The organism is Chengkuizengella marina, from assembly GCF_009910845.1.
Taxonomy (GTDB): domain Bacteria; phylum Bacillota; class Bacilli; order Paenibacillales; family KCTC-33759; genus Chengkuizengella; species Chengkuizengella marina.
This window is the reverse complement of sequence record NZ_SIJB01000035.1, coordinates 37,029-48,784: the sequence shown is the minus strand read 5'-3', so window position 1 is coordinate 48,784 and position 11,756 is coordinate 37,029. Positions and strand designations below refer to the sequence as shown.

11 protein-coding genes are annotated in these 11,756 nt (G+C 29.1%); 3 read left to right on the top strand and 8 right to left on the bottom strand.

The window, feature by feature from the left end; genetic code table 11:
- Positions 1–20 precede the first annotated feature (20 nt).
- On the top strand, positions 21–989 hold the full coding sequence (locus ERL59_RS17130; RefSeq protein ID WP_160647466.1) for an aldo/keto reductase: 969 nt from the start codon (positions 21–23) through the stop codon (positions 987–989).
- A 62-nt stretch (positions 990–1,051) separates the two neighbouring features.
- Here the strand turns inward: ERL59_RS17130 and ERL59_RS20845 are convergent, their stop codons facing one another.
- The 6 genes from ERL59_RS20845 to ERL59_RS17105 all read right to left on the bottom strand — a co-directional run bounded on the left by ERL59_RS20845 (position 1,052) and on the right by ERL59_RS17105 (position 6,339).
- Complete coding sequence (locus ERL59_RS20845) at positions 1,052–1,228, bottom strand: hypothetical protein (RefSeq protein WP_328699967.1); 177 nt, start codon at positions 1,226–1,228, stop codon at positions 1,052–1,054.
- 72 nt (positions 1,229–1,300) lie between these two features.
- A complete protein-coding gene (gene tadA / locus ERL59_RS17125) occupies positions 1,301–1,765 on the bottom strand; it encodes a tRNA adenosine(34) deaminase TadA (RefSeq protein WP_160647465.1) in 465 nt (154 codons plus the stop codon).
- Between the two features lie 259 nt (positions 1,766–2,024).
- Positions 2,025–2,165: a hypothetical protein gene (locus tag ERL59_RS17120; protein ID WP_160647464.1), complete on the bottom strand. Its 141-nt coding sequence runs from the start codon at positions 2,163–2,165 to the stop codon at positions 2,025–2,027.
- 284 nt (positions 2,166–2,449) lie between these two features.
- Positions 2,450–3,364: a polyprenyl synthetase family protein gene (locus ERL59_RS17115; protein ID WP_160647463.1), complete on the bottom strand. Its 915-nt coding sequence runs from the start codon at positions 3,362–3,364 to the stop codon at positions 2,450–2,452.
- Between the two features lie 21 nt (positions 3,365–3,385).
- Entirely contained in the window at positions 3,386–4,027 is a 642-nt protein-coding gene (locus tag ERL59_RS17110) for a response regulator transcription factor (protein WP_160647462.1), read from the bottom strand.
- Positions 4,024–6,339 (bottom strand): ATP-binding protein, encoded by a 2,316-nt coding sequence (locus tag ERL59_RS17105; protein ID WP_160647461.1) that lies wholly within the window; start codon positions 6,337–6,339, stop codon positions 4,024–4,026. Before ERL59_RS17105 ends, ERL59_RS17110 begins: the two co-directional genes overlap by 4 nt.
- A gap of 95 nt (positions 6,340–6,434) precedes the next feature.
- On the opposite strand from ERL59_RS17105, the gene ERL59_RS17100 reads away from it, so the two are divergent.
- A complete protein-coding gene (locus ERL59_RS17100; RefSeq protein WP_160647460.1) occupies positions 6,435–6,605 on the top strand; it encodes a hypothetical protein in 171 nt (56 codons plus the stop codon).
- Between the two features lie 23 nt (positions 6,606–6,628).
- Here ERL59_RS17100 and ERL59_RS17095 read toward each other — a convergent pair whose 3' ends face one another.
- Complete coding sequence (locus tag ERL59_RS17095) at positions 6,629–8,920, bottom strand: sensor histidine kinase (RefSeq protein WP_160647459.1); 2,292 nt, start codon at positions 8,918–8,920, stop codon at positions 6,629–6,631.
- Positions 8,902–11,148, bottom strand: a complete 2,247-nt coding sequence (locus ERL59_RS17090; RefSeq protein ID WP_160647458.1) for a sensor histidine kinase — start codon at positions 11,146–11,148, stop codon at positions 8,902–8,904. Before ERL59_RS17090 ends, ERL59_RS17095 begins: the two co-directional genes overlap by 19 nt.
- Before the next feature lie 277 nt (positions 11,149–11,425).
- On the opposite strand from ERL59_RS17090, the gene sda reads away from it, so the two are divergent.
- Complete coding sequence (gene sda / locus ERL59_RS17085; RefSeq protein ID WP_160647457.1) at positions 11,426–11,566, top strand: sporulation histidine kinase inhibitor Sda; 141 nt, start codon at positions 11,426–11,428, stop codon at positions 11,564–11,566.
- Positions 11,567–11,756: the final 190 nt, after the last annotated feature.

Sequence of the window (11,756 nt, the reverse complement as noted above, 5' to 3'; positions counted from 1 at the left end):
CCATGTGGAGGGGATGAATGATGAAATATAGGAAATTAGGTAAAACTGGACTGGATGTTTCTGAAGTAGGTTACGGAGCTTGGGGAATTAGCAATTTCATGTGGATTGGTGCAAATGACGAGGACTCCCTGAAGGCATTACATAAATCCATTGATTTAGGTTTAAACTTTATTGATACAGCACTAGGATATGGAGAAGGGCATAGTGAGAGACTGATTGGTCAAGTAGTTAGAGAAAGGTCTGAGACTGTTTATGTAGCTTCTAAAATACCACCCAAAAATATGATTTGGCCATCAGGAGGAAGTGCTGAGGAAGCTTTTCCTAGTGATCACATTATCCAATGTACGGAACAAAGTTTGAAAAATTTAGGATTGGAAACGATAGATGTTCAACAATTTCATGTATGGTCAGATGAATGGGTGAATCAAGGAGATTGGTTAGATGGAGTTTGCAAGCTTAAGGAACAAGGAAAGATTAAAAATTTTGGCGTATCCATTAATGATCATCAACCAGAAAATGCAATCAAGTTAATTGAATCTGGATTAGTGGATACAATCCAAGTGATCTTTAACGTTTTCGAGCAAAAACCTTTGGAGAAATTATTCCCTGCATGTGAAAAACATAATGTTGGGGTTATTGTTCGTGTACCACTTGACGAAGGGGGTTTAACAGGAAAAATTACACCACAGTCTACTTTTGCAGAAGATGACTTCAGAAATAACTACTTCCAAGGAGACCGTAAACGTCAAGTATTTGAAAAAGTTCAAAACATGGCTGCAGATTTAAATATACCGATTGAGGATATACCTCAAATTGCCTTGAGATTTATTTTAAGTCAATCGGCTGTGTCTACAATGATTCCTGGTATGCGTTCGTTAAGAAATGTTGAGAAAAATTGTGCACTATCAGAATTAGGACCTTTATCAAGTGAGCAATTAGACATTTTGAAAAAGTACAGATGGGATAAAAACTTTTGGCAAGCTGACTGATTAGTAAATTAAAAAAACTGGATTCCATAATATCGGAAGCCAGTTTTTTAATATTTCCTTAATTATTGAGGATTTGATTCATCCCCTTTGTAACCTTTATCTCTTTTTAAATCTTCATGTTTACGATCTTCATGTTTCTGATGTAACTGCTGCGCATGGAAGCTGTTGACTGGATTTTCATCTAAATCCTCAATTACGTTTTCTAAATTTTTATCTAAATTGGATTTCTGTTTAGTCACTTTAAAACCTCCACTACAAATTTTCATAGTTCTTAGTTTAGAGTGGATTAGCAATGATTTTTTTATACATCATTATTTTCTCAATCGCCTAAAGAAATTTTTTAACAAATCACTACATTCTTCTTGCATCACGCCTGTAATAACTTCTGTTTGGTGGTTAAATCGTTCTTCTTGTAATAAGTTCATTAATGTACCTGCACAACCTGCCTTCGGATCGGATGCACCATAAATGACTTGTTCAACTCTAGACAGTACTATTGCACCTGCACACATAGCACAAGGTTCTAAAGTAACATAAAGGGAACAATCTAATAATCGCCAAGCTTGCAAATAATCACTCGCTTGACGAATAGCAATCATTTCAGCGTGAGCAGTGGAATCAAAGCTTGTTTCTCTTAAGTTATGTCCTTTGCCAATAATTTTATTTTTCCACACCACTACAGCTCCAATAGGAACTTCGTTTTTGGATTCAGCAATTTTTGCTTCTTTAATGGCTTCCAACATAAACTGTTGATGATGATTTGTATTTATTAACATGTGTATACCCCAATTCTGATGATCTCTTTTATACAATTGTTCACAGGTTGTGGATAATGCTGTGGACAACCACTGGATAGAATGTAAAAATTGTGAATAAAATAATATGTGTTGTGTATATTTTATTGGAATTCTATGTGGAAAATCAAATAAAAAAGAGAAGTGTATAAAATAAAAAAATAAATGATAAAAAAACACATGATCATTCTCATGTGTTTTTACATGTGACTAGTTTGGTGGAATCAATAGGTTGAAGACTTTAATTTTTATCTGTCACTTTTTTATGACAAAATTTATATCCGTTAATCCCTTCAAGCAAGCCATCGGTAACAGTTTCTGGTTTATACTGTTTACTGTCTTCCCTTACTTCCAATTGTTGAAGAGCTAATACGTGATTCAATAGAATCACCTCCTTTCAATTTATCAAAGACAACCTCTAAATGTCTCCATGGTGACTAAAATTTCTAGGATAAACAAATTTGACTCCATTTATTTTGGTGTGCTTTTCAGTATAAACCAAATCCCTAAATTTTTCCTACCATGTGGAAAACATCTAATGTTTCACCTCTTCGAATTTATGAATGTGATTGTAGGGCGTATTACAATTATATATATCACACCAAGATTATTCCAATATTTTCTTTGTTAAGTACTTAGCATATATTTAGTAGTAAGATACAGTAATCATTTTTCAGTATAAACCAAATCCCTAAAGCGTTCCTTCCAAGGGGAAACAGCATCTAATGTTTCAAAAACTTCATCGAATTTATGAATGTAAAGTGTTTGTATTACTCTAGCGTATTCAATGCATCCAGAGTCTTGAATGATTTGATTGATTTCGTCTTTTTTTGCATGAATTTCTCCTTTACTTATTTCCCCTTCATAATATTGTTTGATAATTGGGAATTCATCACCATGTTTTAACAAATATAAAACTGGTAGTGTTCTTTTTTTGTGCAGTAAATCGTTTTTATGTTCTGTTATAAGTATGTCGTTTATATCATTTTCTAACTGATGAATAATACCAGTGATTGCTGCTAATTCATCTAATATATTTGTAAGATTTGAATCATTATTTTTTAAAGATGAATAACCCAAGTAACAAGCCAATCTAATTAATGAGCAAGATTTTTTCTCAAGCATAAAGAAATATTCTTCTTCAGTAGATACAGTGTTTTGGATATCCAATTGTTGTCCATAGATAGATTGAATAATAAGGTCATTCACTTTATTAACTGATGTGGGCTTGTCTTCAAATATTGTATTTAGTTCTCCAATTGAACTCAACACGATTGTTAATATGATATTAAACATGTAATCCTTAGGATGCTGCATCCATGGTTTACTATGGTGATCCTGATCTTGAATATCATCTAAAATATCAGAGGCTAAAAAAATTAATTCTGTGATAGCAGCGACTTTGTAAATATGTTCAGATTTCCCACAAAACATTCTGTGACTATATAGAGTCAACTTTGACCAGTGCATACTATCTTTAGTTTGTTCTTTTATGAATGATAATGCTAAATCTTTTAATTCTGGTACGTGGGTGTGTTGAGAAATCATATTGTTCATTTCTTTATGTACTTCGGTTAACATTAATCAGTACTATCCTCCTAGTTAATTGTTCTGCGTTTTCATTTGAACGAATTTTTCTATCGCTTGTACTTTTGTTTTTACATTTAATTTTCCATATATTTTCTTTAAATAATTATCGACAGAACGTTTACTGAGATGGATTTCATCTGCAACTTGTTCATGTGTAGCGCCTTTAACTATTAAGGTCATAATTTTAATCTCATCATCATTTAATCTGCTTTCAATAGGATTATGATTTATACTCATCATCCTCATTTGATGGTACATAGAAAAAGGTAACATCGTATGCCCATCTAAAATACAATTAACCATATTCATAATCGTAGTTTCACTGGATTCTTTAGATATAATTCCACACACTTTTAACTCTATTAATTTATTAGTGAGATCCGTAATATCGATTCCTGAAAAAATAATGATCAATGTATTTGGATATTTTTCTCTAATCTGTTCAGCAATTTCAACACCTGTCATATCAGGCAGACGGTAATCTAAAAAAACAATTTCAGGTTGATGTAATGCCATCAGTTCTAAACATTGTTTACCATTATAGGCCATGTCTATGACTTGAATGAATTCATTTTTTTCTAGTAGATGTTTTGTAGCTTTTGCAACTAAAGGATGGTCATCTACGATTAAAACATTTTTTGTACATGTATTCATGCTGTTTTCTCCTCCTTATCTGGTAGGGTAATCCAGAACTTAGCCCCTTTTCCGATACTAGATTCAACCTTTAATTGACCATTTAAATATAAAACACGACTTTTGATTTGTTCCATTCCCATTCCTGATTGTAGTGTATCTTGTTCTTTATTTATTTTTCCATTGAATCCAATTCCGTTATCTTCAAAATGAAGTTTTATTTCATGATTCATAATATGGAGTGATATATTTACTTTAGTAGCTTGTGCATGTTTTTTTGTATTCGTAATCATTTCTTGGATCATTCGAAAGATATGGCTTTTAACATCGATATTTCTCTTTTCAATTTGATATTCATTCCCTACACTAAACTCAATTTCAAATGTATTCATTGTCGATTCTAGTTGAATTAGCTTTCTAATAGCATGAACTAGGCCTGTTTCTTGTAGTAAATAAGGGTGCAATTCAAAACAGCTTTGCCGCAAATTGACATTAATAATTTCTACGTAGCTAACTATGTTTTTAATTTCATTGGTATGTTTATGATTCATATCATTCATTTCTATTAATGAATTTAATCTTCTTTTTAAGAAGAATAGATCCTGCATAGTAGTATCATGTAGGTCAGTTGCTATTCGAACACGTTCTTTTTCTTGCAATTCAAACATAAATTTACGAAACCATAAAAATTCATTTGCAGTTTTTTCATCAGGAATATGTACGGCTAACTGTTCTAGTTTCATCGTTAGTTTACGTATCAAATAGAGATTTTCTAAATTAACGGCCAAGTATGTTATGATTAAGTTTATCCATTGGCTTTCTTCCATTCCAATCACTGTATTTGTTTTTTTCCTTGTTAAAACTAAGTAACTTGTGTATTCCTCGTGGTCAGTAATTTCAAAACATATGTAGTCATCGTCAACTTCATTCGTTTCTATCATTTTGGTTGCTTTATTTAAATCGATATCTCCCTCGCTTATGGTCTCAATTGAATCATTATATTTAAATATAATAGCTCCACCAAACACATTCATTGTGTTAACAATATCCACGAGTGTAATATCTTTTAATTCATGAAAACTAGATATAGATCTAAGATTTTGTGATATTTTTTTAAGTGCATTATTTAAATAATATCTCTTAGGAAAAATAATTCGTTGAAATTTAGTTGTAAGGTATTCAAAAGAGTATAATAATAATGATAATATAAAAGTAGTAATGATAAAACTGACTATATAATGTGTTAATAGGTTATTAGCATGAGTAAGTTCATTAGAAAATACTATTATTCCACTAGGAATGATCGAAATTATAATAGTGAATAAAAAACGTCTGAATATTATATCGATATCGTAAAGCTTTTTTGATAAAAGCAGATAAGCAAATGATAATGGAAACAATAATCCAAACCAACAAGTAAAAAATGAATCAATCCATTCCTCACCAAATAATATATTAGGTAAAAATGAAAAGAAACTAAAAGGAAATGTAGAGATAAATAAAGATATCCAGATTGTTTTAATTAAAGTAGAAATATAAGATTCTTCCTTTTTATATTTGATATAGATATTTGTCAGGAATATAAAGTTAAGAAGAAGACCGACTAAAAAACAAATCATGACGATGTATTTATTAAATATATAAACATAATAAGTTAGCGGGGAATTTAAAAAATAGATAAAAAATAAAGGAAAGTTCAAAATAATTATAAAACTATAAAGAAAAGAAAGATATTTCGTTGAGATAACAGCATTTGATTTTTCTTTTAATAATACAATTAAAAAGTGTAAAAACAGGATAGGCATAAGCATGACAAAAAAACTAGTGAAAATTTTGCCTAATATGTCGCCTCTAATTGAAGTATCTACGCTAATTAATGTGAATTCTATAGCAATAAATACCATTGATAAATATTGAGATGATTTAGAACTATCAGCTTGTTTATACAGTACATAAGTAATTAATAGACATAATAAGGACATTGCTAATAAAATCTTATCGAATATTGTTAAAATTTTTATGTTGTCGCGATTTATTTCAAGTTCCATATTATTTCTAGATACTATTAGTGTTTCAAATTGGTTAATATCTCTCCATTTTTGAACAGTAAAATGTAAATCAGGTTCATTTTGATTAATTTTCAGAATCACATCTCCTTTTTGGAGCCCAATATCAATACTATTATTATCTAAATCTTCCACAATCCATTTCTTCTCTTGAGATTGATATAAAGTAATATCAGTACTAGGGTAATTTAATATTATAAAAATAAACCAAAATTGTATTCCAACTAGTGTTATTAAGATCAATCTATTTAATAGTTTCCTATTCATCACCTTCTAACCTCCAATAAATTTAAATGATGTATTGATATAGTTGTTAAATAAGGTATATAATATTCTTTTTATAAAAAGTGAGGTTGTATCTTGTGCAAATTATTGCTTGGTCACCAGAATTACATAATATAGTGTTAGAAATGAAGAAACATAGCTCAACTGATATATTAAAAAACTCTCCTTTATCTTTTATAGAAAAAGGTGTTTTAGAAAACGTCTTTTCAAATAGAATACAATCAAAGGTATGTAAAGATTGGTTATGATTCTAGTAGTTATTTATTCATATTTATATATTATGAATCTTAGACAAATTTTTATAAACAAAAATATGAGATGGAATTATAAAAATATACCTTACCCCGTTACCTTCACTGGAATCTACTTTTATTTCTCCACCTAAGTCATTGACTCTATAACGAATTTGCTCTAAGCCCATTCCTTTAAGTTCACTTATTTTGTATTTTAAATGATTAGAATTAAAACCGACTCCATCATCCTCATATTTTAAATAGAGTACTTGATGTAGTCCTTTAATCTCCATAGATACATTTGATGCTTCGGCATGTTTTTTTGTATTATTAATAAGCTCTTGAATAATACGAAAAACATGTTGTTTTACTTCTAAATTAATATTTTCAATAATATTAGCATGCTTAGTTGTGAATTTAATATTAAAAGTATTCATTGCTTTTTCTTGATCTACTAGTTGCTCAATTGCTTTAATTAAACCCGTTTCTTTTATTAAATATGGATTCAGTTCAAAAAAGTTTTGTCTCAAGCCCACATTTATCATGTCTACATAATTTATAATATTTTTTATTTCTTGTTCCACTTTTAAAGAAGTGCTTTTTTCTACTAATATAGATATTTTTCTCCTTAATAGTAATAAATCCTGCAAGGTTGAATCATGTAAATCAATAGAAATATGAAATCTTTCTTTTTCTTGTAGTTCAAAAGCATATTTTCGAATAAAATAAATATTTTCTAAACTAACTTTCATATAGGAAATAATAAGATTCATCCACTGTGTTTCTTCTAATCCTAATTTAGAATTGTTTTTTTTCTTAGTAAGTATTAAATAACTTGTATATTCTTGATGTAGATTTATTTGAAATAAAGAATAATCTGGATATTCTTCAATTAGCAAAGTTGAATCTAATAATTTTTCCACTTCGTTAACATCAATTTTCCCTGTATGAATTGTTTCAGTTTTATCTTTATATTTTAATACAATGCCCCCTCCATGTACTTTAAACAGGTTCACAATATCTGTTAATATTTCTTCTTTCAAATCACGAAAGTTTGTAATAGAAGCAAGTTTTTCAAGAATATGATCCAATGATTTTTTGTAACCACTTCGATGAGGGAATATGGTATTTTCCAGTTTTAAAAGGAAATACTTTATTGAAAACAATGATAAAAATAAAGTGATTAACGTAAATGAAGATACTATTATGAAATATTGAGTTGTGATTTTTATTTCAAAGATAATAGATATGAATATGACTATTATAATGCTAGGGATAATTGAGAAAAAGAAGGTATATAAAACTCTTCTTATAACTACATCAATATCTAACATTTGTTTAGAAAGAATTAGATAAGCAAATGTAGAAGGGAAGAAAAAGAAAAATAATACCGTATAAAATGAGTTAATCAATTCTTTTCCAAAAAGTAGGTCAGGAACAAATGAAAGTAAGCTAAAAGGCGCTGAAGTGACGAATAAACAAAACCAGATTGTTTTAATTAATGTAGAGGTATAGGATTGTTCTTTATGATATTTACGATAAGAATATAATAAATATATAAAATTAATTATTAACCCAATTAGAAAGAAGATCATAGTGAAATTTGTAATGAATGAATAAAATGCAATTCGACTTGGTGTATTAAAAAATCCTAATATTTGAGAAATACTCGTCAATAGTACAACAAAATATAAGTAATTAAGAATAGTTGTCGGTGTCTGATGTATTTCTGTCTTTTCCTTAAATAAAATAAATAAAAAATGTAAAAATAAAACAGGAATAATCATAACACATGACATCATGACTGATCTTCCTATTATATCCATTCTTAAAGATGCACTGACTGCAACAAATGTTAGCCCACTGGTAGCAAAAATAAGGGCTAATATTTTAGCAGATTTTAATTGAGGTGCTTTAATAATTAGTAAAATACCTTGCAAATAACTAATAAGCCCATAGATTAAAGGGATTATACCATATATAGCAAAACTAGAAATTTGATCTGATTTGACTTCAAAAATTGTACCATCTCTTGACACTGTTAGATATTCAAATTGTTCGAGCCTATTCCTTTTTTGAACGGTGTGATGTTCTTGAACATCTTGAAAATTTACCTGTAAGACTACATCTCCAACTTTGAGACTTTGGGGAGAATGTATACTTTTGATATTGACTTTAGTAATAGTCCATTCATTTAAATCATTTTGCTTTAATGAGATACCTGTAAAAGGATATTTCATTGTTAGAAAAACAAACCAACATTGAATGGCAATAAATATTGTAATTAATATTGTGACTAGTATCTTTTTATTCAACTGGATAGTCCCCATTTCTGTTCCTCTTCCATTGGAAACATCATATGAATTTGAACACCTTTACTTACATTGGACTTTATTTTTAATTTACCATTTAAATCTATGACACGATATCGAATTTGACCTAAACCTGACTCGGATCGTTCACTCGAATATTTAGATCTATGTTTAACATCAAAGCCAACTCCATCATCTTCGTATATCAGATGAAGCATACCTTCTATTATTTTTGTAGTAACGTTTACTTTAGTTGCTTGAGCATGTTTAATGGTGTTATTAACAAGTTCTTGTATGATACGGAAGAGTTGCCGTTTTTCATCCATACTATAATTCTCTATTTCATTGATTTCTTTGAAGTTAATTTCTAGATCATGGGTTAAATGAAGTTGATCAATAAGTTTATGAATAGCTTGATTTAATCCCATATCCTGTATAGTATATGGATACAATTCAAAACACCCTTGTCTTAAACTCAAGTTAATGATATCTATGTAATCTAAAAGATTAGCTATTTCTTTTTTCTCTTCTTCATTCACACTTTCATTATGTTTTACTGCCCCTAATCTTCTTTTTAAATAGAATAGATCCTGCATTGTAGAATCATGTAGGTCTGTAGCAATACGAAATCTTTCTTTTTCTTGTAATTCAAAACGTAATTTACGTAAATAATAAATGTTTTCTAAACATATTTTTAAATAGGAGCAAATTAGAATCAGCCATTGTTTTTCCTCTAGTCCTAACACAGTATTATTTATTTTTTTTGTTAAAACTAAATAACTTGTATATTCGGTATGCCTATTAATCTCATAACTAGTGTAAAAGAGATGTTCTTCTAAATCTTTGGGAGATTCTAATAAGTTTTTAACTTCTTTTACATCAATTTTCCCTTCACTAATTGATTCATAATTATTTTTATAAATTAAAATAATGGCGGCACCATGAACTTTATACAATTGGATAATTTCGGGTAATATGATGGATCTAAATTCGTGAAAGTTCGTGATTGTTCCTAATTTTTCAACAATTTGATTTAAACTTTTTTTTAAAGTGTGTCTTTTAGGATGGATCCACTTCTCAAATCTGTTGACCATGTATCGTGTTGAGGATAAGGTTATAAATAAAATAAGGGAAGTTGTTAGAAGGGTCACTATTAGTTGCTTGAAGGATATGCCTGGTTTGATTAAAAAAATATATATAGTAAGGATAACTATGCTCGGAAGGAAAGAATAGCAAATGATAAACATAACTCTTCGAGTGATGATATTTAAATCATAGACTTGATTTGAAATGATTAAATAAGTGAATGAAAATGGTAAGAACATGATAAACCATAGTGTGTATTTTGTATCGATCCAAAGTTGTCCCGTTAATAACTCCGGAATAAATGAAAATAAACAAACGGGTCCAAATGACACTAACAGAGATATCGAGATTACTTTTATAATTGTAGAGGAATAAGATTTTTTATATTTAAAGTATGTATAAGTTAGAAAAATAAAGTTTAGAATGATTCCAATTAAGAATAAACACATCACGATATTTCGATTCAATGTGTGAAAGTTAAAAAGCTGGGGCAAATTTGTAAAATATAATAATTGTATAAACACAAAAAAAATGATACTCAGATAAAAATACTTAAATACTTGAGTCGATTTTGTAATATCACCCTTTTCTTTTAATAGTTCATACAAAAAATGTAAGAAAAAGATTGGAGCACTTGCTACTAATGTGTACACTATTATTTTTGCTAAAATATCTCCTCTATTAGAAGCACCGACAGAAGAAAAAGCAATAAAAAAGTGAAAATGGACAACACTTAAATATATTGCAGATTTTGATTGAGGCATATAGACATTCAGTAAATAAACAAATAATAAACAAGGAATAGATGTTAGTAGAATGACAACTTCAAAAACAGATAGAGCAGCTGAATTTTCTGTTGTAATTTCAATGATTTTACCATTACGAAGCACTACAGCATGCTGAAAATGTTCTAAACTACGGAATTTTTGAATTGTAAAATGTTGATCTGCGTTAAAATGATCAACCTCTAAAATAATATCATCCACTTCTAATCCTAGATCTATACCAATAGAATCGAAACTTTCAATCACCCACTGGTCTGCTTCATTTTTATCTAAAAAAGCACCAGCATAAGGATAACTAAAAGTAATATAAATAAACCATGCTTGCGCGATGGTGATTAAACATATTAGTAATGTTATGCTCAGTTTCTTCTTCATGTCAAAATCCCCCACACTGAAAAGTTGATTGTAGTGTTTAATTTCCAAATTTAATAGACATTAATAACAAACTGAAATGGTACTACTGGTAAAGGTTGTATATCTTATTATATTGGATATACAAGTTAATGAAAGTTAATTGCGTAAAGTTTGCATTTTAATGAAACAAGTTTACGCTGAATTTCCATTCCACTTTACTTATAATTACCATTAACAGGGATTAATTTAAAGCACACAATTAATAATTTTTATTTCTTGAAGGAGGAAGAAAAAGATTATGCATAACTTAAGTGATCTACGTTTAATTGAATGTTTTTTAGAGGCTAAGGAATTCAATTTAGATCAGAGATTTATTTGCCTTCTTTATGAAGAGATAAAAAGAAGAAATATCAACATCCATGATGATGTGTGTCATTAAATTTAATCCTTGAAAGTTTTACCAGCAAGGAGTATCTCCCATAGATGGAGATGGAGCGACTGAGGGAATCGCTTCATCTTCTTTTTTTTTATTTTAGTATATTGATTACTTTTAAGGGTTGAGTAAAGATGACAATATACTGTGACTACTATATAATAGTGGAAGTGAATTTGGTGGCTTATTAATTGAA

Bases quoted from the DNA above. Each gene is read 5' to 3' on its own strand.
- ERL59_RS17130 (WP_160647466.1), top strand. From the start codon at position 21: ATGAAATATAGGAAATTAGGTAAAACTGGACTGGATGTTTCTGAAGTA.
- tadA (WP_160647465.1), bottom strand. From the start codon at position 1,765: ATGTTAATAAATACAAATCATCATCAACAGTTTATGTTGGAAGCCATT.
- ERL59_RS17115 (WP_160647463.1), bottom strand. From the start codon at position 3,364: ATGTTAACCGAAGTACATAAAGAAATGAACAATATGATTTCTCAACAC.
- ERL59_RS17110 (WP_160647462.1), bottom strand. From the start codon at position 4,027: ATGAATACATGTACAAAAAATGTTTTAATCGTAGATGACCATCCTTTA.
- ERL59_RS17105 (WP_160647461.1), bottom strand. From the start codon at position 6,339: ATGAATAGGAAACTATTAAATAGATTGATCTTAATAACACTAGTTGGA.
- ERL59_RS17095 (WP_160647459.1), bottom strand. From the start codon at position 8,920: ATGGGGACTATCCAGTTGAATAAAAAGATACTAGTCACAATATTAATT.
- ERL59_RS17090 (WP_160647458.1), bottom strand. From the start codon at position 11,148: ATGAAGAAGAAACTGAGCATAACATTACTAATATGTTTAATCACCATC.
- sda (WP_160647457.1), top strand. From the start codon at position 11,426: ATGCATAACTTAAGTGATCTACGTTTAATTGAATGTTTTTTAGAGGCT.